Consider the following 22405-nt stretch of genomic DNA (forward strand, 5'->3'; position numbering starts at 1 on the left):
CGGAACTCTTTTTACCCGCCGCTGAATCAGCGAGCCGGACGGCAGCGCAAGCATCGCATCGCGACGAGGATCTGAAGAATGCGGCTTGACCAGAGCAAGAGCGTCCATCCCGGCAATCCCGCTTATGTCATCTGCGCGTCCGGATCGATGGGGGCGCCCAAGGGCACCGTCGGCACCGGAGAAAACCTCGCCGACCTGGAACCGCTGCTGCCGCTCATCGGCGGCGGGTGGGTCGTGCTCGCGTCGAAGGAGCCCAGCCAGGACCCGTACGCCCTGGGCAAGCTCATGTCGGCGTCGCGTGCCACCGTCATGCAGGCGACCCCCGCCCTGTGGGAGAGCCCGCTCGCCTCCGGACACCCCGTGGACGGTGCGACGCTGAGAGCCCTCGTGGGCGGCGAGGCGCCGCCCGGGCGGCACGCGCGGCCGACGTCCCCTTCGCCGTGAGCACCCTCGGCAGCCACCGGGTGGAGGACGTCGCCGCCACCGGGGCAACCGCCCGGTTCCAGCCCTCCTGCCCGCGCGACCGCGCGAAGAACCACGAACCGGTCGCCCGCGCCGAGGCGCACCGCAGGTCCGGTGGCGACTCTGCGCTCGCCGTGCACACCGGCGCCGCCTTCACGCCGGGACTGTCCTGGACGAGCGGGACGCCCGTGCGGCGGTGGACCCGGGCGCCGACGCGGTGGCCGAGGCGGTCTCCGCCGACCGGTGTCGTGGGGTCCGGCGGCATACGGAGAGCGGGGCGTGAAGCGCGTACTGCCCCTGCTACGGGGTGAGTCGGTCCAGGACGTGACGTCGGCCGGCTGCGCCGACGTGAGGGCGGCAGCCGCACTGCGTACGGAGAGGATGAGGGCCCGTGCCCGACGTGGAGCCCGCGGACCCGGTCACCGCCGATCCGCACGGATCGCTGGAGGACCCGTCGCTCACCTCGATGAACCTCCTCGACGAGATCACGGGGCGGTCTCCGGGCGCGCTGTCCTTCGTGATCCGCGCCAGGTCGTGGTCGGGCGGGAAGCCGGGTTCGGCGCCTGCCCGGACGTCTCCTGGAACACCCCGGCCGGCGGGTTCTTCGTCCGCGTCACCGTGCCCTTCTCGCGGATCAGGGCTGTGCTTCCGCCATGGGTACGAGGCTTGTGCAAAGCGGAGGATCGGCGCCGTGAGCTGCGGGTACGCAGGGATCGCGATACCGGACGAAGGAGTTCACTTGTTACGACTTCAAGCAGTGAGCAGGCGCTATGGCCGTGGCGATTGGATTCTGAGAGACGTCGACGTCGAGGCCCCGGCCGGAGGGGTCGTGGCATTCGCCGGCGGGAACGGTTCCGGGGAATCGATCCTGCTGCGGACCGCGGTGGGGCTGTCACGCCCGACCGCCGGCAGGGCGGCCGCCCGGCCGCCCGTCGTGGGCCACGTCCCCGACCGCTTCTCCCCCGACGAACGCATGTCGGCCGTGGCGCACCTGACGCACATGGGCCGCGTGCGTGGATCGACCGCCTCGGCCGCCTCGTCGCGGGCCCACCGCGTACCGGTCCTCGTGCGACGTCGTGCCGACCCGGTCTCCGAGGGGCCCGGTGCCCGGCGACCTGGCCTGGGAGGAACCGGACGGTGTACTGGCGGTGAGCCGGGATGTGCCGGGGGTGAGGCCGAGGGGGACACGCGAGACCACCGACGCCCCGCTGTACACCGCACCGCGGCAAGGCCGGTCCGTCGAGCGGGTGACGGGGACGGCGCCGCACCAGCGTACGCCGGACGCCGCGACCTACGGAGACCTGCGGTGATCGCTCCCATCGACTCCGGGTTCGCGATCGTGGTCGTCACGTCCGGCGGCTGGCCGCTTCGGGTCCTGCCGGTGGCGATCGGGACGGCTCCGCCGAGCTGTCCGGCCCTGACGGTCTTCGGCGTGCTGTGCTCCCGGCTCGTCCTCAAGCGGCAGGGATACGCACTGGTCTCCGCCGTGACCCTGGCCGTCCTCACGGCCCTCCCGCGGTTCGTCGCCGCGCGCAGAGAGTAGGCCGCCGCGGGAGGTCCGAGGCGGGGCGGGCGCGGCTGGACACCAGGGCTGCTCTCTTCCCGTGTGCCCCCTTCGATCGCGCGCCCCTCGACACGGTGATACGGACGCACGCGGTGCCCGGCCACGCCCCGGCGTCTCGCGTGCACCGCCGCAGTCGCCGGGACCGTTCTCGGCGCGCCCTCCGAGACCGAACCGAAAGTACCCAAAGAGCGATGGGAGAGAACGTTGTCAGCACCAACGTCATCAGCATCCAGCGGGAGGAATTCGGAGATGGTGCGGCGGTCGGTACGGGAGGCCGCCGTGGCGCGCGGCCTGGACACCGAGGTCGGCCCGGCGGGCACGGACGGATCGGGTGGTGAGGCGGGGATACGCATCGTGCTGGTCGGCGATCACCCGCTTTTCCGGGACGGGGTGCGCCTGGCGTTACAGGGAGCCGACGGCCTGCGCGTGATCGCGGAGGCGTCGAGCAGAGACGAAGCCGTCGAGCTGCTGTTCCAGCGGCGCGTCGGGGCCGACGTCGTTCTGGTCGACCTGCAGATGGCGGACACGTCGAGCGGCGACATCACGAGAACGGTCAGCGAATGCTCCGTCAGCGGCCGGTCTCCCGAGACGCCCCACGTCATCGCGATCGGTGCCGAACCGGACGACGACGCGGTCGTGGCGGTCCTGCGTGCCGGAGCCCGTGGCTATCTGCTCAAGAACGTGGCGGCGCGGGAGCTGGTGTGGGCGATCCGCATCGTCGCGGACGGGGGAGCGGTCTTCAGCCCGCCCGTGGCGGAGCGGCTGGGCGCGTACTTCTCCGCCGTGCACGGCATTCCGGCCCAGGCGGCTTTCCCCGAACTGACCAACAGAGAGCGGGAGATACTCGATCTGATCGCCCGGGGCATGGACAACCGACGCATCGCCAGCACTCTGGTGCTGTCGAACAAGACAGTGCGCAACCACATCACCAGTCTGTTCGCCAAGCTGCGGGTCACCGACCGGGTGGCGGCAGCCGTCCGGGCCCGTGACGCCGGTCTGGGGTGAGGGACGGTCCCTCGGCCGCGACCAGAGCCGACTCGTAGGCGATGATGACGAGTTGCGCCCGGTCCCGTGCGTCGAGCTTGGCCAGGAGCCGGCCCACATGGGACTTCACGGTGGCCAGGCTCACGCACATCTGCTGGGCGATCTCGGAGTTGGACAGACCGCGAGCGATCAGCAGGAGGACCTCCCGCTCGCGTTCGGTCACGCCCGCCAGCTCGGTCGCGCGCACCCTCGCCGGTTCGGGCCGGGAGGCGAACTCGGCGATCAGGCGGCGGGTCACCGAGGGCGCCAGCAGCCCCTCACCGGCCGCCACCACCCGGATGGCCCGCAGCAGTTCGTCGGGCTGTGTGTCCTTCAGCAGGAAGCCGCTGGCCCCGGCGCGCAACGCGGCGTACACGTACTCGTTGAGGTCGAACATGGTCAGGATGAGGATCCGGGTGTCGGCGCCCTCGGGTGAGTTCCGGATGAGCCGGGTCGCCTCGATGCCGTCCATCTGCGGCATGCGCACGTCCATCAGCAGGACGTCGGGACGCCTGCTCAGGGCGAGTTCCACCGCCTCCGCCCCGGTCTCCGCCTCACCGACCACCCGGAGGCCGGGCTCGCTGTCCACCAGGACGCGGAAGCTGCCCCGCAGCAGAGCCTGGTCGTCCGCCACCACGACGCGAATGTCGTCCTCCTGGCTCATGGCAGCACCATCCCGGGAATTCACAGGCCTCCCTCGGCGACACGCAGGACACGTTCGAAGGGGATACGGGCCGCCACCCGGAACCCCCCTTCCGGCATGGTGCCAGAGAAGAACGTGCCGCCGTACGCCTCCACGCGCTCTCGCATGCCCACCAGTCCCTGTCCGCCCGGCCGCGGCCGTGCGCTCGCGCCCGGCCGTCCGTCGTCGGTCACCTCGATGCTCACCTCGCCGACGGCCGCCTCGACCATGACCCTGCACCGAGCGGGCGCCGCGTGCTTGACGACATTGGTCAGGGCTTCCTGCACGATCCGGAAGACCGAGAGCCCCACACCCTCCGGCAGTCGGTCCGCGTGGGTGACCCGCAGATCCACCTCGACGCCCGCGCTGCGCGCCCGCTCGGCCAGCTCCGGCAGAGCCGACACGCCCAGCGTCGGGGCTGTCTCGGCGGCCACCGGGCCCTCGCCGGGGATCCCCGAGCGCAGCACCCCCAGCAGGACCCGCACATCGCTCAGCGCGCTGCGGCTGATCGACTCGATGACCCGCAGCGCGTCGTACGCCTCCTGGGGCCTGGAGCGTGCGACGTGGTTGGCGATCGAAGCCTTGACCACGATCAGGCCCATGCTGTGCGACACGATGTCGTGCACCTCGCGCGCGATGTGCAGGCGTTCCTCGGCCACCGCCCGCTGCGCCGACTGCTTGGCGAGGCCGGCCGCGTAGGCCCGCCGCTCGGCCACCGCCCGGCCGACCACCCAGGCGCCGCCCATCGTCGCCCAGCCGAACAGGATCAGGCCCGGCCCGTTCATCCACCAGTACGGAACGGAGGCGAGGGGCCGGGCGAAGACGCCGGCGAGGCCCACCAGGCCCGCCGACGCGGTGAAGACGCGCAGCCCGCCGCGGCCTTCGAGCGCGACCGAGTAGAGGGCGCAGGCGCTCGCGACGAACGGATCCCGCATCGTGTCGAGGACGATGGATGCCGTGGTCATCACCAGCACCACGCCCAGGACGGGCAGCGGCCACAGACGCCGTACCGCGACGGGCAGCGCGGTCGCGGCGACGACCAGGCACTCGGCCCACACCGGCAGCAGGGCCCCCCGCGCCGCCGGCTGATGCTCGGTGATCCTCACGATCACCAGCAGCGCCGTGTACGCCCCCGCCGCCAGACAGTCGAGGGCGATCAGCCGGCCGCGGCTGAGGCCGCGGGTGAACAGGGGGAGGGGGGAGCGGAGTTCCACTCTCCGACCGTACCCGGCCGTCGAGCCGTCCCGCCTCCACCCTGAGGCGGCCCTACCCAGGTCTGACGACGACCGGCGGGTGCCCCGTCCGTGCGCCCCTGGGCCATGCCCGGGTTCACCCCTCGGAGCGATGCCGCGCGGGGCGGCGTACGGAACCGTGGGAAGCGTGATCCATGCGAGAGAACTGACGAAGCGCTATGGGCAGACCACGGTCGTCGACCGTCTCTCCTTCGAGGTGCGCCCCGGGCGGGTGACGGGTTTCCTCGGCCCCAACGGGGCGGGGAAGTCCACCACCATGCGGATGATGCTGGGCCTGAGCCGGCCCACGGCGGGAGAGGTCCTCGTCGACGGCCGCCCCTATCAGCGACTGAAGGAGCCTTTGCGCACGATCGGGGCGCTGCTGGACGCCAAGTCCTTCCACGGCGGACGAACGGCCCGGGGTCACCTGCTGTACCTGGCCCAGAGCAACCGGATCCCCGAGTCGCGGGTGCGCGAGGTGCTCGGGCTCACCGGTCTGGAGAGCGTGGCCGACCAGCGCGCCGGGACCTTCTCGCTGGGTATGGGCGGGCGGCTCGGCATCGCCGCGGCACTGCTGGGGGACCCCGGGATCGTGCTGCTCGACGAGCCGGTCAACGGTCTGGATCCGGAGGGTGTCCTGTGGATCCGCAACCTGATGAAGGACCTGGCGGCCGAAGGGCGCACGGTGTTCGTCTCCAGCCATCTGATGAGCGAGCTGGCCCTGACGGCGGAGCACTTGATCGTCATCGGCCGTGGACGGCTGCTCGCGGACACCTCCGTGACCGAGTTCATCGACGCCAACTCGCGCAGCTTCGTGCGGATCAGGACGCCCGAGCCGGAACGTATGCGAGAAGCCCTGTCCACGGCCGGCGTCCGCGTACTGACGGGCGAGGACGGAGCGTTGGAAGCGGTCGGGGCACAGGCCTCGGCCATCGGCGAACTGATCTCGGCCCACGGGATCACCGTGCACGAGGTCAGCACCCAGTCGGCCTCCCTGGAAGAGGCGTTCATGCGATTCACGGCGGGGGCCGTCGAATACCGCGGTCTCGAGAACGGCGCCCTGGCCCATCGGCGGAAGACGGAGGACGGCGCATGAGCCCGACACTCTCCGGGGCGGTGCTGCGTTCCGAGTGGACCAAGGCCCGTACGCTGCGGTCGACGCCCTGGCTGCTGCTGACGACGTTCGTCATCACCGTCGGCTCCAACGTGGCGTTCGCCTTCGCCATCCGCAACAGCTTCGACCGGATGCCGTTCGAGGACCAGCAGAACTTCGACCCGGTCTACTCGGGCTTCATCGGCCTGAGCTTCGGACAGATCGTTCTGCTCGCCTACGGCGTGCTGCTGGTCACCAGCGAGTACGCCTCGGGCACGATCCTCCCCTCGCTGGCGGCGGTACCCGGGCGCGGTGCCTTCTACCTCGCCAAGTGGCTCTCGGGCACGCTGGCGGCCCTGGCGGTATCGGTGGTCACCGTGTACCTCAGTTTCTTCCTGGGGCAGTGGGCGCTCGGTCCGCACGGCACCACGTTCACGGACGGCGGGGTGCTGCGCGCGACGGTCGGGGGCTGCCTCTACATGACGCTGGTCTGCTCGTTCGCCATGGGTGTCGCGGCGATGCTGCGCAGTTCGGTGACGTCGCTGGTCATCCTGATCCCGCTCTTCTTCTTCGTCTCCCCCATGCTCAACAACATCTCCGCGCTGCAGCCCGTGGCGCAGTTCCTGCCCGATCAGGCGGCCATGCGCATGATCGAGGTGGTGCCCAACGACGAGTCGGTGCTGGGACCCGGCACCGGACTCCTGGTGATGCTCGCCTGGAACGTGGCGACCCTGCTGGGCGGCTATCTGGTGCTCCGGCGCCGCGACGCGTGACCCCGCCGTCCCCGTACGCCTGCGGCGGGCGGGGTGCTTGGGGCTGGAATGGGCTTCCGGTCCCATGAACCCAGGCACCCGGGAAACCTAGTGTGAAGCCGTCCGAGAGATCGCGGGAAGCCCGCCACCGCGGCTTTCCCCGCTCTCATTTCTTCACCCTGAGGATGGTGGCTTCACATGGAGCAGCAGGACACCTACGAGATCCCCACCCTGGTCGAGGTCGGCGAGTTCTCCGAGCTCACGCTGGGTCTTCCGTGGGGTGGTAACGCGGACCTGTTCAACAACAACACCCCGATCTGGGGCTGATCCAACGGCCGCGGGGACCTTCGGGTCCCCGCGGCCTCCGCGTTCGTACCGCCGGTCGTGGCAGCCACAACGGGGAAGGCGACATGGGCTTTGTAGTCCTGGAGGACAACGAGGACGGCGCCGCGCTCGCCGACAGGGTGCTCGGCCCCATGGGGTCCCGGATCATCCCGTACGACTCAGGACGCCCCTGGCTGGTCGGGAACTGGTCCGAGGACGAACTGACGCTCGTCGACGCCGGCCCGCGCCGGATCGCGCTCGTCGGACACTCGCGCATGGACCCGGCGCTCGCCCGGCGCGTACTGGCCCGCGCGTCCTCGCTGCGCGACATGGACCAGCTCGTCCGCACGCTGCCGGGCAGTTTCCATTTCCTCGCCGTGCTGGACGGCCGTGTCCGCGCGCAGGGTTCGCTCTCCACGGCTCGGCAGATCTCGTACGCCAGGATCGGCGCCCGGGTCGTGGCGTGCGACAGTCCCCGCCCGCTCGCGGAACTCGCGGGCGCGGGCCTCGACGAGGACGCCCTGGCGCTGCGGATGCTGACGCCCGCGGCCCCCTGGCCGCTGCGGAACCGGTCCGTGTGGTCCGGTGTCGAGCAACTGCCGGTCGGGTCGTGGCTGGAGATGGGCCAGGGACACAGCCGGCCGGTGCGCTGGTGGGATCCGCCGGCGGCCGACAAGCCACTTGCCGAGGCCGCGCGCGCGGTACGCGAGGCGTTGCGCGATTCCGTCGCCGTGCGCGCACGGGCCACGGGCACGATCAGCGCCGACCTGTCCGGCGGAATGGACTCCACCAGTCTCTGTTTCCTCGCCGCCGACGCGGGCGGTGAGCTGCTCACCCATCACTGGCAGCCGCTGGACGACGGCAACGACGACGGCTTCTGGGCGGAGCGGGCCGCGCGGCACCTACCGGACGCACGGCACCTCTCCACGCCGCGGGGCTCTCCCTGGTTCGTGGCCGCGACCGGACGGCAGGAGTCCGCGCTCGGCCGGGCGGAGGCGCCGCTCACCTGGTTCCGCAACCACACCCAGATGGCCTCACTGGCGGGGAGAGTGGCGGCCGAGGGCTCGACGGTGCACCTCATCGGGGTGGGTGGTGACGAGCTGTTCAGCACCCTGCCGACGCAGTTGTGGACGCTTTTCCACCGCCGTCCCCTGACCAGCCTTCCTCTTCTGCACCGCATCCGGGTCGGCAACCGCTGGCGTCTGCCGTCGATGGTGCGCGGGCTCACCGACCGGACCACCTTCGCGCAGTGGCTGGACTCGGCGGCCCGTTCGATCGACGGCCCGCCAGACCGGTCGTCCGAGATACCGCTCGGCTGGAACGCGGGCGTACGCATGCCCCCCTGGGCGACGCAGGAGGCCGTCGGCATCGTGCGGCGCCTGCTGCGCGAAACGGCTTCGGCCGATCCGCAGCCCCTTGATCCGGTACGGGACCGCCACCAGCTGCTCGAGGTCGTCGCCCTGGCCGGCTGCGCCGTGCGGGAGCTGAACTCGTTGCCGTCCGAAACCGGAGTCAGGTGGGAGGCGCCATTCCTCGACGACCGGGTTCTGGAGGCCGCGCTCAGTCTCCGGATCGAGGACCGTGTGCTGCGCGGCCGCTACAAGCCCCTGCTGGCCACGGCCATGCGCGGTGTGGTTCCCTCCGACATCCTGGAACGCCGCAGCAAGGGCGAGTTCAGCGCGGAGATCTACGACGGGCTGCGGCAGAACCGCGGCGGACTGCTCGAACTGTGCGAGAGTTCCCGCCTCGCCCGGCGCGGCCTGGTCGACCCGGCGGTGCTGCGCACACGGCTGCTGACCCCGGGCCCCCTGGCACGGCAACTCGGCGTCTTCGAGCCGACCCTCGCCGTGGAGGCATGGCTCCGGGCCCTGGGCGCCCACCACGAACAGCACCCACTCCCCGCAGGAGAACCGCAGTGACACTGACCCTGCCCCCCGATGTGACCACCGCCGACACCGACGACGGGCTGGTCCTGCTCGACCAGCGCAACGGCCGTTACTGGCAGCTCAACCGGACCGGGGCGGCCACGCTGCGGCTGCTGCTGGAGGGCTTGTCACCCGAGCAGGCCGCGGTCCGCCTCGCCGCGAGCGCTCCGGTGGCCGAGGACGTCGCCCTCGCCGATGTCCGGGCCCTGATCGACGCGCTGACCTCGGCGCACCTGGTGGTGACATCATGAGCATGTCAGTCGCGTCCACGGACTCCGCCGCCCTGACCTGGCACCGGCATCTCACCGCGCGTGCCGCGGCGGGCGCCGCCCGGCTGCTGATCAAACTGCCGCCGCGCAGGCTTCGCCGGTTCCTGGAGGTGACCGGGGCCGGAACCCGCCCCGCCACGGAGGAACAGGCTCTGGCGGCGCGCAGGGCCGTCGTCACGGTCAGCTCCCGCTGCGCCGGGCAGGGATGCCTCCAGCGCTCGGTGGCGACGGTACTGCTGTGCCAGCTGCGCGGGGTGCGGCCGGACTGGTGCACGGGAGTGCGCACCCAGCCGTTCGTCGCGCACGCCTGGGTGGAAGTGGACGGGAAACCGGTGGGCGAGAGCGACGATGTCCGGTTGTACCACACGCTGATGAGCGTGCGACGTCCCGTGCGCGGGCCCCGCCGATGACGTCCTCCGGCACGAAGGCCGTCATCAGGACCGAGGGGCTGCGCAAGGCGTACGGGGACATCGAGGCCGTGGCGGGGCTCGACCTCGCCGTTCCGGCCGGGGAGATCTTCGGCTTCCTGGGCCCCAACGGGGCGGGGAAGAGCACCACGATCAACATGCTGTGCACCCTGCTGCGGCCGACGTCGGGCCGGGCCAGCGTGGCCGGGCACGACACCGTCGAGGAAGCCGACGAGGTGCGGCGCAGCATCGGCCTGGTCTTCCAGCAGACCACCCTCGACAAGGAGCTGACCGTCGAGGAGAACCTGAGGTTCCAGGCGGATCTCTTCGACGTGCCGCGCCGGCGTGCCCAGGAGAGGATCGGCCACCTGCTCGAACTGACGGATCTGGCCGACCGCAGGGATGCCGCGGTCCGTACCCTCTCCGGGGGCATGCAGCGGCGGCTGGAGATCGCCCGCGGGCTGCTGCACTCCCCGCGGGTGCTGTTCCTGGACGAGCCGACCACCGGTCTCGACCCGCAGACACGCGGGGTGATCTGGGAGTATCTGCGCCGGCTGCCCCGTGAGCACGGCGTCACCATCTTCCTGACCACCCATCACCTCGCGGAGGCGGAGTACTGCGGGCGGCTGGCCATCATGGACGGCGGAAAGCTGCTCGTGGAGGACACCCCCGCCCTCCTCAAGGCGGTGATCGCCTCCGACCTGGTCGAGATCCGCACCGGCGACGACCGAGCGGCGGCGGAGGCGATCCGTACCCGGTTCGGCATCGAGGCGGCCGAGAGCGCGGCAGGCCTGAACTTCAGGGTGGCGGACGGTGCCGCGTTCGTCCCGCGACTGTGCTCCGAACTGACCGTGCCGATCCACTCGGTGACGGTCACGCCGCCGACCCTGGACGACGTCTTCCTGCACTACACCGGGCGCACCATCCGGGATCCCGGCGGCCCCGACCCGACTCTCACGGCCGGTCCCAGGAGGTAGTCAGCCCATGTCCCACACCGATGCGTTGCACAAAGCGGACCCCTGGGCCGCGGCGGCGGTGCCGGCTCCGCCGCGCCGCGCGGGGTTGCTCAGGGATCTGCACACCGTTCATGTGCTGTGGCGCCGGGAGATGATCCGGTTCGTACGCAACCGGCTCCGGATCGCCACCAGCCTCGTCATGCCGCTGCTGTTCCTGCTGATCCTCGGTTCGGGGCTGAACTCCGTGCTGAGCTCACCCGGTACGGGCTCGGGTTCCGGCCCGGGCGCCGGCGACTTCCGTACGTATCTCTTCCCGGGCGTGCTGCTGATGGTGGTGCAGGGGCCCGCGATGACCGTCGGTGCCCTGATCGTCTGGGACCGTCAGGCGGGCTTTCTGCGCCAGATGCTGGTCGCCCCGGTACGGCGCGGGGCGCTGCTGGGCGGGATATGTCTGGGCGGGGCGACGACCGGCGCCGCTTACGCCCTGCCGATGCTTCTCATGGCGGGTGTGGTGGGCGTGCCGTACGGCCTCCCCCTCCTGCTCGCGCTGGGCGTCCTGGGGCTCGTGGCGTTCTCCTTCACCGTGCTGGGCGTCCTGGGCGCCGTCTGCATCAGAAGGCCGGAGACGTTCGACATCGTGATGGGCCTGTGCGCGATGCCGCTGCTGTTCCTGTCGGGCGCCCTGTTCCCCGTCCACGAGCTGCCCGGATGGCTGAACGCCGCGGTTCTGGTCAACCCCCTCACCTACGGGGTGGACGCCCTGCGGCGGACCCTGCCCGGTGGCACGGGGCTGGCCGGTGCGGACGCGGGACCCCAGTGGTGGGGGTGGACGCCGCCTGTGGCCCTGGAGCTGTCGCTGATCGCGCTGCTCGCCCTCGGGGCACTGGCCGTGGCCGCGCGCCGCTTCGCGCGTACCGACTGACACGGCCGTACCCGCTTTCGTACGACCGGCGAGACCGCTTCACCGAACGTCTGGGGGAGACCATGCGATTCCGCGTTCTCGGCCCGGTGCGCATGTGCGCCGAGGGCCAGGAGACTGCACTGGAAGGAACCAAGCCGCGGGCGTTGCTGGCCGCGCTGGTGCTGGCCCGCGGCACCGTCGTACCCGACAGCCGGCTCATCGCGCTGCTGTGGGGCGACGACGCCCCCGCGACCGTCGCCGCGCAGGTGTACACCTATGTGTCCCGGCTGCGCAGGCAGCTCGGCCCCGGGGTCGAGCTGGTGCGCCGGCGCCCCGGCTATGCGCTGCACACCGGGCAGAGCTCCGTGGACCTGTACGAGTTCGAACGGCTGGCCCGGCTCGGCCAGGACGATCTCAGGGCGGGGCGGTACGCACCGGCGGCTGAGCGGTTGCGCTCCGCCCTCGCCCTGTGGAGCGGGTCGGCGCTCGCCGACACCACCAGGTTCCTGCGCGAGGCCGCGGAGGCCGGGCTGCACGAGGCGCGGATGGCGGCCCTGGAGTGCCGCATCGACGCGGACCTGGCGCTGGGCGAGCACCTGGGCGTCGTGGCGGAACTGACCGATCTGGTGGCCCATTACCCTCTGCGGGAACGGTTCCGCGCTCAGTTGATGACCGCGCTGTACCGCAGTGAGCGGCAGGCCGACGCGCTGGCCGTCTTCCACAGCGGCCGTCGGCTCCTCGACGAGGAACTCGGGGTCCCGCCCGGCCGCGCGCTCACCCTCACCCACCAGGCGGTGCTCAGTGGCGAGCTCGCGTTCCGGGGCGCGTTGTCGCCCCTCGCACCCCGGCCAGTTCCAGCAACAGGTCCTTGACCTCGGTCGCCGCGACGGCCCGGCGCGCCGGGGCCGGGTCGTCGCACAGCAGCATCGGTCCGTCCCGGGGGTCGTCGGGCAGCCTTCCGTGGCTGCCCCGCACCCGGGACGGGTCGAGCGGGACCACCTTCATGGCGTAGCGCAGTCCGGCCCTCTTGCGGACCAAGGCGGCGGCCGCGCGAAGTCTGACCAGCCGGTCCGTGTGGTCGAAGAGCAGTTCCGCCGGGTCGTAGCCGGGCTTGCGGTGGATGTCGACCAGCCGCGCGAAGTCAGGGGCCCGTGCGTCGTCGAGCCAGTAGTAGTACGTGAACCACGCGCCGGCCTCGGCGACGGCGACCAGTTCCCCCGAGCGTTCGTGGTCGAGGCCGTGCGCCTTCTTCCCGTCGGCGTCCAGCACGGCGGCGACACCGTCCAGTTCCGACAGCAGGGCCGTCACCCGGGGAACGTCGGCGGGATCCCGCACGTACACGTGCGCCAGCTGGTGGTCGGCGACCGCGAAGGCCCGGGAGGTCCAGGGGTCCAGGTACTCCATGCCGTCCTGCGTGTAGACGTGCAGAAGTCCTTCCCCGCGCAGCGCCCGGTTGATGTCCACCGGCCGGCTGACCTCGGTGATGCCGTATTCGCTCAGCGCCACCACGGTGGTTCCGGCCGCCCTGGCGTCCGCCAGGAGGGGGCCGATCGCGTGGTCGAGCTCGCGGGCGGCGCGGACTGCCTGCGGACCGTTCGGGCCGTGGCGTTGCAGGTCGTAGTCGAGGTGCGGCAGATAGACGAGAGCGAGGTCCGGCCGGTACCTCCGCGCGATGTAACGGGCGGCTCCGGCGATCCACCGTGAGGACGTGAGCGAGGCGCCCGGTCCCCAGAAGGAGAACAGCGGGAAGTCGCCGCCCCTGCCGGTGAGTTCGTCGTGCAGGGAGGGCGGGTAGGTGTAGCAGTCCGGCTCCTTGCGGCCGTCCGCGTAGTAGATCGGGCGGGGCGTCACCGTCCAGTCGACGTCCGCTCCCATCGCGTACCACCAGCAGATGTTCGCCACGGTGAAACCGGGGCTCGCCCTGCGGGCGGTGTCCCAGATCTTCTCGCCGCCGACCAGCCGGTTGTGCTGTCGCCAGAGCAGGACGTCTCCCAGCTCGCGGAAGTACCAGCCGTTGCCGACCGCTCCGTGGACCGCGGGCGGTTCGCCGGTGAGGAAGGTGGACTGCACGGTCGCGGTCACCGCGGGCAGGACGGTGTCGAGCCTGGCGGCGAAGCCCCGGTCCTTCACCGCCGTCAGGTTCGGCATGTGGGGAAGCAGCCGGGGGGTGAGCCCCACGACGTTCAGGACGAGCAGCGGGTTGGGCATGAGGAGCGCTCCTGTCACATCGGTTGCAGTCCGAGCGCGGTCAACGCCCGGCACGACCAATCCAGTTCGGCGGCGATGCCGTCGACGAGCCCGAGGTCCCCTTCGCGCGCGCCGGGCAGGACGGACCACGTGTACGTCTCGACCTCGATGTGGTCGGTGACGGCGTGCGGGCCGCCCAGCAGAGCACGCAGTGAGTCGAGCAGCACCGGCCGGGTGGTCCCCAGCGGAGGCTCCGGCCGCTCGTGCACGGGAATGTGGAAATGGACGCGCCAGGGACCCCGGCCCGGGAGGTCTCCGGCCAGGGCCTGCGGCAGGTCGTCGACCGCCGCCAGTCGGCCGTCCGCGGCCCGTTCCCTGGTCTGGTGGAGGAATCGCCGCTCGGCGAAACGGCCCAGCGCGGCACGGGCGGCGGCATCCGACGGGTCGGCCGCCTCGAGGGCGCAGGACGCCTGCGTCTTGACGACGTCCAGGCCCGCCGCGGACAGCCGCCGCAGTGCCTCGGCCGGCTGCTCGAAGCCGACGGCGAGATGGCAGGTGTCGAGGCAGACCCCGATCCGCTCCCCGTCCAGCTCCGCCATCAGCTCCGCGGCCTGGGCGGTCGACTCGATCAGGCAGCCCGGCTCGGGCTCCAGGCCGACCCTGATGGTGCGCCCCGTCCGCCGGGCGAGGTCACCGAGGCCGTCGGCGAGCGAGGTCAAGTACCGTCCGGCGATGAGCGGCGTCTGCGCCGAGGCGGGTTCCCGCCAGGCCATCGGCAGTGTGGAAACGCTTCCGCGCCGCGCGTCGTCGGGGAGCAGCGCTGCCAGGACGCGGGCGCAGTCGAGCGTGTAGGAGAGCCGTTCCGGGGTGGTCCAGTCGGGTCGGTACACCTCCTTCTTGACGGAGGGCGCGTGAAACCCGGCATACGGAAAGGCGTTGAGGCTGACCACTTCGAGGCCCCGCAGACCGAGCTCGCGGCGCAGGGTGCGAAGGGCCGACCGATCGGCGAGAAGCCGCGTGGCGACCGGACGGGCGAGCCACAGCCCCAGTCCGAGACGGTCGGTGCCGAGCCGTTCGCGTACCGGTTCCGCGTAGCGGGACAGCTGGGACAGGACGCCGTCGAGGTCTTCGGCGGCGTGGACGTTGGTGCAGTAGGAGAGGTGGATCACCGAACCGTCCGGATGCCGGAATCTCACGAGGGCAGCGCCTCGCCGCGACGGATGGAGTTTCCGGCGAAGTCCCGGGCGGCAGGGGCCACCGGCGCGGCCTGCGACGTGAGCCGCCCGCTCTGCCCGTAGAACTCCAGGGGGTTGCGCCAGAACACGGTGTCGACCGCCTCCGCGTCGAAACCCGCCGCGCGCATCGCGTCCGCGGTTCTGCGGGTGCTCAGCGGATCGCTGCGCCCCCAGTCGGCCGCGGAGTTGACGAGCATCCGAGTGGTTCCGTGCTCACGGAGGATCCGGACCATCCTGTCCTCGCTCATCTTGGTCCCGGGATAGATCGAGAAGCCCATCCAGCAGCCGCTGTCGGCGACGAGCGGCACCGTCACCTCGTTCAGGTGGTCCACCAGGACGAAGGCGGGGTCGAGGCCGGACTCCCTGATCACGTCGAGGGTCCTGCGGGTGCCCGCGGCCTTGTCGCGGTGCGGTGTGTGCACGAGGACGGGCAGGTCGTAGGCGTCGGCGTACTGCAACTGCCGGCGGAACGCCTCGTCCTCCTCCGGGGTGATCGAGTCGTAGCCGATCTCGCCGACGGCGACCACCCCGTCCTTGAGCAGGTACCGGGGCAGGAGGTCGAGCACGCCCGTCAGACGGGGGTCGTTGGCCTCCTTGGGGTTGAGCGCGATCGTGCAGTGGTGCTGGATGCCGAACTGGGAGGCGCGGTGCGGCTCCCAGCCCAGCAGGCTGTCGAAGTAGTCCACGAAGCTGGCGACCGAGGTGCGTGGCTGGCCCAGCCAGAAGGCCGGCTCGACCAGGGCGCGTACGCCCGCCGCCGCCATCGCCTCGTAGTCGTCGGTGGTCCGCGAGGTCATGTGGACATGGGGATCGAAAATGCGCATGGCGGTCGTCCCTACGATGCGTCGGCGGTACGGAGCAGGTCGCCCGGCAGCCCGGCGGCGGCTGCGGCTTCGGGGTGGGAGCGCAGGAGCGGCCGGATGTCGTCGGGGACGTCACGGCCCGCTGCCAGCCGCTCCTGAGCGAAGTCGGCGAGCATCCTGACGAGTTCCCGGTCGGTCCGTTCCGCGAGACCTTCGACGCGGGCCAGCGGGATGCCGGTGAAGACGCACTTGAGGACGGCCTGCCGGTAGCCGTCGTCGTCGAGGCGGCGGGCCGCGTACCCGCCCAGTGCCGCCTCGACGAGGGTCGGGTCGTTGGCGCGCAGCGCCTCACGCACGAGCGGGAGGGCGAGGTCGCCGACGCGGTTCCCGCGATCGAGCAGCGGCAGGGACCGCAGGACGGCACGGCGTTCGGCGGTGTCTCCCTCCTGGTAGACGCGGTAGATCGCCTCGTACAGCGATGGTCCGCTCAGCGGCAGCGCCTCGAGCAGCAAGGCCCTGACCGCGTCATCGACCGTCCACTCGACCGGTGACGGGCCCGTGCCGGGCAGCCGGCCACGGCCGCAACTGCGGCTCACCGTGGGAAAGAGCATCGTCACCACGCCGGGGTCCGCACGGACGTCCTCGCGGGCGTCGGCCAGCCACTGGGCCGCGGGGGCGGGCAGCCCGGCGGCGAGACCGGAGGCCGGTGGTGCCGCGGCCCGCAGGAAGTCCAACGAGCGGCGGGCGCTGTAGGGGGCGGCGTGGCTGTGGCGTGGCAACTCGACGCAGACCAGGCCCCGGTATCCGACGTCGTGCAGTTCGGACAGGACGGGCGGGAAGTCGATCTCGCCCTCGCCGAACTCCAGGTGCTCGTGGGCGCCCCGTCGCATGTCCTCGATCTGCACGTTCACCAGCCGCGGGGCCGCCCGTCGCACGCACTCGGGCACCGACTGCGGCTCCAGACACCGGCAGTGCCCGATGTCGAGGGTGAGGCCGAGCCGTTCGGGTGCACCGAGTCCGGCGTGCAACTCGTCGAAGCGGTCGAGGGTGTCGATGAACATGCCCGGTTCCGGTTCGAGGCCCAGCGTGATCCCGTGGCGCTCGGCCTCCACGAGGACACGGTCACAGCCGGTCCTCAGCCGGTCCCACAGGACTGCCTCCCGTTCCCCTTCCGGAGCGGTACCGCTCCAGAACGAGACCACCGGCGCACCGAGTTCGGCGGCCACCCGCACGGCCCGGGACAGCAGATCGACCCGGCGCCCCGCTCCCTCGGCGGACAGCAGCGTCGGGTGGTGTTTGCGCCAGGGGTCGAGCAGATACCGGCCACCCGTCTCGATGACGACCTCCAGACCCAGCCCGTCCAACCGCTTCGCGATCTGCGGCAGGCGACGGGCCAGGTCGTCGGCGTACGGATCCAGATGGCGCCGGTCGAGGGTCAGCCCCACGCCCTCGTAACCCAGATCGGCGATCACCCCGAGCGCCTCGTCCAGCGAGTGGTCGCCGAAGCCGTTCGTGCCGTACCCGAACTTCAGTCCTGCCCCGGGGCCCATGCCGCTCATGTCACCGCCGCCTTCCGAGTCAGCAGCCTGGCCGGCGGACAGGCGGCGGCCACCGTCAGAGCCGTCTTCCGGAACCCGGACCCGGCGATGAGAGCGCTCTGCAGGGGCAGCAGCGCGTGGATGCCCGCGCCGACGGCACGCCGTACCGCGGACGCCGTGGGGGTTCGCACCGCGCCGAGCTGGGCCGGTGCACAGCAGCAGACGTAGGCCAGCGCGAGCAGTTCCCGGTCCGCGGGCCCGTCCCGGCGGCCGGTCAGTGCCGTGCCGACGCCGATCAGGCCGCTCACGGCGAGCGCGGCGGCGGGCGCGGACCGCGGGCCGCCGTCGACCTCGTGGCGACTGAGCCGCGTCACCGCGTAGGTGTGCAGTCCGATGACCGCCGCGGCGGGCAGCGCGTGGAGCGCCTTCCCGCGCGCGGCTCCGCGGAGCACGTTCAGCATGCGGGCGGCGGCCATGCCCCCGGGACCCCATGCGGTGTTCTTCAGCACCAGGTCGTACAGCCAGACGACACCGGTCAGCGGCAGCGCCGTCGTCAGGCCGCGCCGACCCTGCGCCAGCGCGGCGAGCGAGAGCCCCGCGCCCGTGAGCCCGCAGGCGACGGTGAGGGCGGCCTGGGGGGTGACCCGCCCGGACGGGATGGGACGCTCGGGTCTCTCCCCGGCGTCGAGGTCCCGGTCCGCCCAGTCGTTGAGCGCCATGCCCGCCCAGTACAGGCAGACCGAGGAAGCGGCGGTCACCAGGGTCGCCGGGTGGGGTGGCCGGCCCGAAGCGGCGGCCCCGGCCAGTACGTCTCCCGGAACGGTGAGCGCGGCGGGGGCCCTGACCAGGCGGGCCAGATCACCGGATCTCATCGGGCGGCCCCGAGGCCGCGCGCCCAGTCCACGAGCGCACGGAACTGCCTCTCCAAGGCGTGTTCCTCCGTGCCCAGCGGGTCCTTGAAGAAGAACGCCAGCTCCGCCACGGGCCCGTGCACCCCCTCGGCATGGGCCAGGGCCATGAGCCTGGCGAGGTCCAGTACCAGCGGGGCCGCCAGCGCGGAGTCGCAGCCCTGCCAGGTGAACTGCATGGTCATCCGGGTACCGAGGAAGCCGTCGAACGTGATGTGGTCCCAGGCGGTCTTCCACTCGCCCAGCTGCGGCACATGGTGGATGTGCACCCCACCGTCCACCGCGTGGCCGAGGGCCTCCTGCAGCACCCGCGCCTTGCTGTCGGACTTGCTGGCGGCACGCTGCGGGTTCGCTAGCGCGGCCCCGTCTCCGCCACCGAGGAGATTGGTCCCCGTCCAGCTGCTCACCCGCAGGGCCCGGTGGGCGAACATCGGGGCCAGGGCCGACTTGACGAGTGTCTCGCCCGTCTTGCCGTCGCTGCCCGCGTACGGCAGCCGCTGCCGCACGGCCAGTTCCTCCAGAGCCGGGACACGGATGCCCGCCGACGGAGTGAAGTCCACGTAGGGGCACCCCGCCAGCAGCGCGGCGCACGCGTACAGCGAGCTGCTGGGCAGCGGTTCCTCGCCCGGGGGTGCCTCGCGCCACAACTGCCGGCGCAGTTCCCGCCATGAGGCCCGGGCCGGGTGGGCTTGGGGGCGGGCCTCGGTGGTGGCGACGTTGACCACCACGACGCGGTCCAGGCCGTTGCGCTCGCGGAAGTCCGCCAGGTCGGCCGCCAGCGCCTCGACGGCGTCACCCGGTACCCGGCAGTCGGCGGCCTCCGCACCGGGCCGGATCTGCGCGTCGGCCGCGAGCAGGTCCGCCCGCAGCGACTCGGGCAGACCGCCCGGGACGACGCCTGCCTGAACCAGTTGCTCCGCCCGCTTCGGCAGATCCGTCTCCGCCACGTCGTGGCCGCCGAACACCAGCTCGTCGAAGCGCGGGAGCGGCAGTCCTTCGAAGGACGGCAGAGCGGTCACACAGCCCGTCGGGGGGAGCAGACCGGCGCGCAGCGCCGCTGCCCCCACCACGGTGGTGGTGGCCACCGAGCCGCGCGCGCCGACCAGCCACACACCGGTTCGCGGAGTCATGCTCCCCGCCTCCCGTTCATCATGTCCACGGACGGTCCGGTCACCAGCGCTGCTCGGGATAGGGGAACGACTGGAAGTCCACGTCGAGTCGCCGCGCGTCGCGCGGGAGCCAGGCGGCCGACAGCCGTGCCACCGTGGCCTTCGGCAGCGGGGGATTGACCTGGCGCAGGTTCGGCTTCGCCACCGTCTGGACGGCCCAGGCGAGGGCGTTGTACCTGGCGATGACCGCCCAGCGCTCCGCGTCCACACCCAGCAGCATCATGGCGCGCATGTAGGCGTGCCAGGTGTGATAGCCCCTGGGAGGGTTGCCGTTCATCGAGTGCACCTCGGACTGGACGTCCGCCCTGCGCGGATCGAAGAGCACGCCCTGGCCGAAGTCGATGAACGCCGAGGCGAGTCCGAAGCCCCGCTTTCGGTAGTACGCGTCGAAGACGTCGAGCTGCGCCCGGGACAGGACCGCGAAGGCGTCTTTCACCGGGGCGACGAACCGAGCGTAATTCTCCGGGTATTCCGGGGACTTGCTGAGCGTCTGCCACTTCGCCAGGACGTTGCGCTCGATGTCTCCCTCGAAGAGTGTCCCGATGGCTATGTAGGCATCGGTGAGCTCCCGGCTGGATTTGTACATGGTCACTTCGTCGAACTGATACCAAAGTTCGTTGGCGCGCCGGTCGCCATGCATTCCCGGGACATCCGGGAAATCGGTGACGATCTGTCGGCCAGTGGCTGCCGCAGGGGTCGCGGCCACCATTCCGGAGGACGATATCCCCACGCCGGCGGCCAAACCCAAGGACGAGCGGAGTGCGTTCCTTCTGCTGATTTCCAGTGGCGACATGCAACGGTTCCCCTCTTCGACCGGCAACTGAGCTGCGAAAGGAACGTACAATCGCCTTCTTGAGGAAGTCCTACACGCTTTCTATAGGTGAGTCCTCGACCGGTGACTCCAGGGCGGACGCCACGTCGTAGCGGTGGATCCAGGCCACGTCACCGAGGAGACCGGACATCGCCCGGCCGCCGTCCTTCCGTGCCTGCCGCCCCGAGGACGCCCGGGACATCCGCAAGGAGCCACCGCCGCGCGAGCCGAGTTGCACACGCGTGGTGTGCGCCCTGCGGACGGCCTCGTACCGCGCCAGGCCCCGCGGCCCGTGACGCAGGGCGTGGGCCAGGGCGACCGCGTCCTCCAGTGCCTGGCTGGCGCCCTGGCCGTGGTGGGGCAGCATCGGGTGAGCCGCGTCACCGAGCAGGGTCACCGGGCCCCGGGTCCACCGCCGCAGTGGCTCACGGTCGTACAGGGCCCAGCGGTTGACCTCGGTCACCGCCGAGACGACCTCCTTGACCTGCGGATTCCAATCTCCGAACAGCTTCTGCAGGTCCTCGGGGTCGCCGGGCGAACTCCAGGACTCGGCCTGCTGTCCGACGCCTTCGAAGCCCTCGAAGACCCCGACGAACGTCCACTCCCGCCCCCCGCTGTCGGGGGACAGCAGCAGGCGTGCCGTCGGCCCGGGCCAGACGAGCAGAGTGCGGGGCGGCAGGCTCGGCACGGCCGCGGCCGGGACGGTGCCGCGCAGGGCGTGGTTCCCGGAGAACACCGGGGCGTCATGACCGGCCACCGTCCTGCGGACCACCGAGTGGATCCCGTCGGCGCCGACCAGCACATCGGCTTCGGCCGTGGTCCCGTCGGCGAACTCCAGCAGCACCGTACCGCCGTGCTCCTCGTAGCGGACAAGCCGGCGGTTCAGGTGCAGATGTCGCCCCGGAACCCTGCCGACGAGCATCCGGTGCAGATCGGCACGGCGAATCGTGTAATACGGAGCTCCGAACTCCTCTTCCCAGCAGGCGCCCATGGGCTGCCGCACCAGTGTGCCTCCGTCCGAGAAGTCGCGTATTTCGAGGCTGTCCGGGCGGACGCCTTCCCGGTCCAGTTGTCCGGCCAGTCCCATCCGGTGCAGGATGCGGCTTCCATTCGGCCCCAGATGAAGACCGACACCGACCTCGCGCAACTCCGGCGCTTGTTCGTACACATCCACCTGGAATCCCGCACGCGACAACTCGGCTGCTGCGGCCAGCCCGCCGATCCCTGCTCCCACAATGGCTATTCGGGGCACGATCCACCTTTCTGAAGGCGTGACGAGATCCTCTCGTCGGCGCACTCTTATCAGAGTGACCTGTCCCGTCGGAACGGCGCGAATCCTTTTCGGCGGTATTCCTTCTTCGCCGTGGCCGGTTCCTGACCGAACGGGGTGCCGGGGCCCGGCAGCCGCTGGGGCCGATGCTCGTACCGACGCGTGAGCCGGCACGGCGGGTCACCGACGCGCTCACCCCGTACGCCCGCTCCGTCAGGCTGCGGCTGGCCACGGTGGTGGGTTGTGCGGTCGGCGGGAAGGGCAACGGCCTGGTCGTCGAGGCAGTCGGTCCCGACGGCCATCGTGCCCGTGCGGTTCGCCGGCTTCGTGGTCCGGCGGCTACAGCCGGCGGAGAACGGAGCTCAGTGTTTCGATCTCCTGCGCGGAGAGCTTGTCGGTGAAGTGGCGGCGCACCGCGGCGTCGAGGCCGGGGTGCACGGCGGTGACGGCCTGGCGTCCGGTGTCGGTGAGGGCGACGATGACGCCGGCGGCGCGTTCGCGGGTGACGAGCTGACGCTTGCTCATGCGGGTGAGCTGGTGGGAGACGCGGGTGCGGTCCCAGCCGAGCGACGCGGCGAGCTCGCTCTGGCGCAGGGACCCCCCGCCCTTGTTCAGGGCGGCGAGGATCGTCAGGTCCGGCTCGGAGAGGCCCGCCGCCTCGGCGGCGTCCGCGATCACACGGGTTCGGACGATCTCGTGGGCGCGCTTGAAGGCGGACCAGAGGGCGACGGGATCCAGTGCGTCCTCGGTCGGTGCCTCGCCCGGCCCGGGAGTCCCGGCGTCCGACGTTGACATATCAACACACCCTTTCTAGTGTTGAGATGTCAACGCTAGCAGGCGCCTGCCGCTGCGTCGGCCCCTGACGGCCGCGCTCGCCACTCCACCCCGCAGAAG

General features: G+C 71.5%; 24 protein-coding genes and 1 pseudogene. 13 read left to right on the plus strand and 12 right to left on the minus strand.

Translation table 11 applies throughout. The features are described from left to right. The first annotated feature begins 78 nt into the window (after positions 1 to 78). The 4 genes from ACZ62B_RS18415 to ACZ62B_RS18430 all read left to right on the plus strand — a co-directional run bounded on the left by ACZ62B_RS18415 (position 79) and on the right by ACZ62B_RS18430 (position 3031). Complete coding sequence (locus ACZ62B_RS18415; protein WP_469691109.1) at positions 79 to 444, plus strand: hypothetical protein; 366 nt, start codon at positions 79 to 81, stop codon at positions 442 to 444. Beyond that, entirely contained in the window at positions 330 to 773 is a 444-nt protein-coding gene (locus ACZ62B_RS18420) for an alpha-hydroxy-acid oxidizing protein (RefSeq protein ID WP_469691111.1), read from the plus strand. Before ACZ62B_RS18415 ends, ACZ62B_RS18420 begins: the two co-directional genes overlap by 115 nt. Positions 774 to 1768: 995 nt before the next feature. Then, the gene (locus ACZ62B_RS18425; protein WP_469691114.1) at positions 1769 to 2005 is read left to right on the plus strand and encodes a hypothetical protein; all 237 of its coding nucleotides are present in this window, start codon (positions 1769 to 1771) and stop codon (positions 2003 to 2005) included. A gap of 270 nt (positions 2006 to 2275) precedes the next feature. Next, positions 2276 to 3031 (plus strand): response regulator transcription factor, encoded by a 756-nt coding sequence (locus ACZ62B_RS18430; protein WP_344569276.1) that lies wholly within the window; start codon positions 2276 to 2278, stop codon positions 3029 to 3031. Here the strand turns inward: ACZ62B_RS18430 and ACZ62B_RS18435 are convergent. After that, positions 2979 to 3713, minus strand: coding sequence for a response regulator transcription factor (locus ACZ62B_RS18435; protein WP_344569278.1), 735 nt, complete (start codon positions 3711 to 3713; stop codon positions 2979 to 2981). The two genes, ACZ62B_RS18430 and ACZ62B_RS18435, sit on opposite strands and share 53 nt — an antisense overlap. 20 nt (positions 3714 to 3733) lie before the next feature. Further along, positions 3734 to 4945: a sensor histidine kinase gene (locus tag ACZ62B_RS18440; RefSeq protein WP_468721618.1), complete on the minus strand. Its 1212-nt coding sequence runs from the start codon at positions 4943 to 4945 to the stop codon at positions 3734 to 3736. Positions 4946 to 5111: 166 nt separating this feature from the next. On the opposite strand from ACZ62B_RS18440, the gene ACZ62B_RS18445 reads away from it, so the two are divergent. The 9 genes from ACZ62B_RS18445 (at position 5112) to ACZ62B_RS18485 (ending at position 12462) form a co-directional block, all read left to right on the plus strand. Beyond that, a complete protein-coding gene (locus ACZ62B_RS18445) occupies positions 5112 to 6059 on the plus strand; it encodes an ATP-binding cassette domain-containing protein (RefSeq protein WP_382051644.1) in 948 nt (315 codons plus the stop codon). Further along, positions 6056 to 6829: an ABC transporter permease gene (locus ACZ62B_RS18450; RefSeq protein ID WP_468721614.1), complete on the plus strand. Its 774-nt coding sequence runs from the start codon at positions 6056 to 6058 to the stop codon at positions 6827 to 6829. Before ACZ62B_RS18445 ends, ACZ62B_RS18450 begins: the two co-directional genes overlap by 4 nt. 177 nt (positions 6830 to 7006) lie before the next feature. After that, the gene (locus ACZ62B_RS18455; RefSeq protein ID WP_344569286.1) at positions 7007 to 7135 is read left to right on the plus strand and encodes a lasso RiPP family leader peptide-containing protein; all 129 of its coding nucleotides are present in this window, start codon (positions 7007 to 7009) and stop codon (positions 7133 to 7135) included. 83 nt (positions 7136 to 7218) lie between these two features. Then, the gene (locus ACZ62B_RS18460; protein WP_468721610.1) at positions 7219 to 9051 is read left to right on the plus strand and encodes an asparagine synthase-related protein; all 1833 of its coding nucleotides are present in this window, start codon (positions 7219 to 7221) and stop codon (positions 9049 to 9051) included. Continuing rightward, on the plus strand, positions 9048 to 9308 hold the full coding sequence (locus ACZ62B_RS18465; RefSeq protein ID WP_344569290.1) for a lasso peptide biosynthesis PqqD family chaperone: 261 nt from the start codon (positions 9048 to 9050) through the stop codon (positions 9306 to 9308). The genes ACZ62B_RS18460 and ACZ62B_RS18465 overlap by 4 nt, the downstream gene beginning before the upstream one ends. Then, on the plus strand, positions 9305 to 9736 hold the full coding sequence (locus tag ACZ62B_RS18470) for a lasso peptide biosynthesis B2 protein (RefSeq protein ID WP_344569292.1): 432 nt from the start codon (positions 9305 to 9307) through the stop codon (positions 9734 to 9736). The genes ACZ62B_RS18465 and ACZ62B_RS18470 overlap by 4 nt, the downstream gene beginning before the upstream one ends. Continuing rightward, complete coding sequence (locus ACZ62B_RS18475) at positions 9733 to 10710, plus strand: ABC transporter ATP-binding protein (protein ID WP_468721606.1); 978 nt, start codon at positions 9733 to 9735, stop codon at positions 10708 to 10710. The genes ACZ62B_RS18470 and ACZ62B_RS18475 overlap by 4 nt, the downstream gene beginning before the upstream one ends. 7 nt (positions 10711 to 10717) lie before the next feature. After that, complete coding sequence (locus tag ACZ62B_RS18480) at positions 10718 to 11611, plus strand: ABC transporter permease (protein ID WP_344569296.1); 894 nt, start codon at positions 10718 to 10720, stop codon at positions 11609 to 11611. A gap of 62 nt (positions 11612 to 11673) precedes the next feature. Next, positions 11674 to 12462, plus strand: coding sequence for an AfsR/SARP family transcriptional regulator (locus ACZ62B_RS18485; RefSeq protein ID WP_344569298.1), 789 nt, complete (start codon positions 11674 to 11676; stop codon positions 12460 to 12462). On the opposite strand, the gene ACZ62B_RS18490 is transcribed toward ACZ62B_RS18485, so the two are convergent. The 10 genes and pseudogenes from ACZ62B_RS18490 to ACZ62B_RS18535 form a co-directional block, all read right to left on the minus strand. Continuing rightward, entirely contained in the window at positions 12389 to 13798 is a 1410-nt protein-coding gene (locus ACZ62B_RS18490; RefSeq protein WP_344569299.1) for an alkaline phosphatase family protein, read from the minus strand. The two genes, ACZ62B_RS18485 and ACZ62B_RS18490, sit on opposite strands and share 74 nt — an antisense overlap. A gap of 14 nt (positions 13799 to 13812) precedes the next feature. Then, positions 13813 to 14973 carry a metabolite traffic protein EboE gene (eboE, locus tag ACZ62B_RS18495; RefSeq protein WP_468721602.1) on the minus strand — a complete coding sequence of 387 codons (1161 nt, stop codon included), beginning with the start codon at positions 14971 to 14973 and terminating at the stop codon, positions 13813 to 13815. Beyond that, complete coding sequence (locus ACZ62B_RS18500) at positions 14970 to 15836, minus strand: TatD family hydrolase (RefSeq protein WP_468721600.1); 867 nt, start codon at positions 15834 to 15836, stop codon at positions 14970 to 14972. Before ACZ62B_RS18500 ends, eboE begins: the two co-directional genes overlap by 4 nt. 11 nt (positions 15837 to 15847) lie before the next feature. Further along, positions 15848 to 16426 carry an EboA domain-containing protein gene (locus ACZ62B_RS18505; RefSeq protein WP_468721700.1) on the minus strand — a complete coding sequence of 193 codons (579 nt, stop codon included), beginning with the start codon at positions 16424 to 16426 and terminating at the stop codon, positions 15848 to 15850. A gap of 75 nt (positions 16427 to 16501) precedes the next feature. Then, positions 16502 to 17365: pseudogene (locus ACZ62B_RS18510) on the minus strand (sugar phosphate isomerase/epimerase family protein); the annotation flags it as partial. Positions 17366 to 17370: 5 nt separating this feature from the next. Next, positions 17371 to 18225 carry an SCO3242 family prenyltransferase gene (locus ACZ62B_RS18515; RefSeq protein WP_468721598.1) on the minus strand — a complete coding sequence of 285 codons (855 nt, stop codon included), beginning with the start codon at positions 18223 to 18225 and terminating at the stop codon, positions 17371 to 17373. Then, entirely contained in the window at positions 18222 to 19391 is a 1170-nt protein-coding gene (locus ACZ62B_RS18520; RefSeq protein WP_468721596.1) for an inositol-3-phosphate synthase, read from the minus strand. The genes ACZ62B_RS18515 and ACZ62B_RS18520 overlap by 4 nt, the downstream gene beginning before the upstream one ends. A gap of 40 nt (positions 19392 to 19431) precedes the next feature. After that, on the minus strand, positions 19432 to 20016 hold the full coding sequence (locus ACZ62B_RS18525) for a hypothetical protein (RefSeq protein ID WP_468721594.1): 585 nt from the start codon (positions 20014 to 20016) through the stop codon (positions 19432 to 19434). Between the two features lie 277 nt (positions 20017 to 20293). Further along, a complete protein-coding gene (locus ACZ62B_RS18530) occupies positions 20294 to 21538 on the minus strand; it encodes an FAD-dependent monooxygenase (protein ID WP_469691127.1) in 1245 nt (414 codons plus the stop codon). 312 nt (positions 21539 to 21850) lie between these two features. Beyond that, positions 21851 to 22306: a MarR family winged helix-turn-helix transcriptional regulator gene (locus tag ACZ62B_RS18535; protein ID WP_344569313.1), complete on the minus strand. Its 456-nt coding sequence runs from the start codon at positions 22304 to 22306 to the stop codon at positions 21851 to 21853. Positions 22307 to 22405: the final 99 nt, after the last annotated feature.

The sequence above is a fragment of the Streptomyces sp. NPDC053426 genome (assembly GCF_055585405.1).

Coding starts and splice junctions, on each gene's coding strand:
- ACZ62B_RS18415 (WP_469691109.1), top strand. CDS start 79: ATGCGGCTTGACCAGAGCAAGAGCGTCCATCCCGGCAATCCCGCTTAT.
- ACZ62B_RS18430 (WP_344569276.1), top strand. CDS start 2,276: ATGGTGCGGCGGTCGGTACGGGAGGCCGCCGTGGCGCGCGGCCTGGAC.
- ACZ62B_RS18435 (WP_344569278.1), bottom strand. CDS start 3,713: ATGAGCCAGGAGGACGACATTCGCGTCGTGGTGGCGGACGACCAGGCT.
- ACZ62B_RS18450 (WP_468721614.1), top strand. CDS start 6,056: ATGAGCCCGACACTCTCCGGGGCGGTGCTGCGTTCCGAGTGGACCAAG.
- ACZ62B_RS18455 (WP_344569286.1), top strand. CDS start 7,007: ATGGAGCAGCAGGACACCTACGAGATCCCCACCCTGGTCGAGGTCGGC.
- ACZ62B_RS18460 (WP_468721610.1), top strand. CDS start 7,219: ATGGGCTTTGTAGTCCTGGAGGACAACGAGGACGGCGCCGCGCTCGCC.
- ACZ62B_RS18470 (WP_344569292.1), top strand. CDS start 9,305: ATGAGCATGTCAGTCGCGTCCACGGACTCCGCCGCCCTGACCTGGCAC.
- ACZ62B_RS18475 (WP_468721606.1), top strand. CDS start 9,733: ATGACGTCCTCCGGCACGAAGGCCGTCATCAGGACCGAGGGGCTGCGC.
- ACZ62B_RS18480 (WP_344569296.1), top strand. CDS start 10,718: ATGTCCCACACCGATGCGTTGCACAAAGCGGACCCCTGGGCCGCGGCG.
- ACZ62B_RS18485 (WP_344569298.1), top strand. CDS start 11,674: ATGCGATTCCGCGTTCTCGGCCCGGTGCGCATGTGCGCCGAGGGCCAG.
- ACZ62B_RS18490 (WP_344569299.1), bottom strand. CDS start 13,798: ATGCCCAACCCGCTGCTCGTCCTGAACGTCGTGGGGCTCACCCCCCGG.
- ACZ62B_RS18500 (WP_468721600.1), bottom strand. CDS start 15,836: ATGCGCATTTTCGATCCCCATGTCCACATGACCTCGCGGACCACCGAC.
- ACZ62B_RS18505 (WP_468721700.1), bottom strand. CDS start 16,426: ATGCTCTTTCCCACGGTGAGCCGCAGTTGCGGCCGTGGCCGGCTGCCC.
- ACZ62B_RS18515 (WP_468721598.1), bottom strand. CDS start 18,225: ATGAGATCCGGTGATCTGGCCCGCCTGGTCAGGGCCCCCGCCGCGCTC.
- ACZ62B_RS18520 (WP_468721596.1), bottom strand. CDS start 19,391: ATGACTCCGCGAACCGGTGTGTGGCTGGTCGGCGCGCGCGGCTCGGTG.
- ACZ62B_RS18525 (WP_468721594.1), bottom strand. CDS start 20,016: ATGTACAAATCCAGCCGGGAGCTCACCGATGCCTACATAGCCATCGGG.
- ACZ62B_RS18535 (WP_344569313.1), bottom strand. CDS start 22,306: ATGTCAACGTCGGACGCCGGGACTCCCGGGCCGGGCGAGGCACCGACC.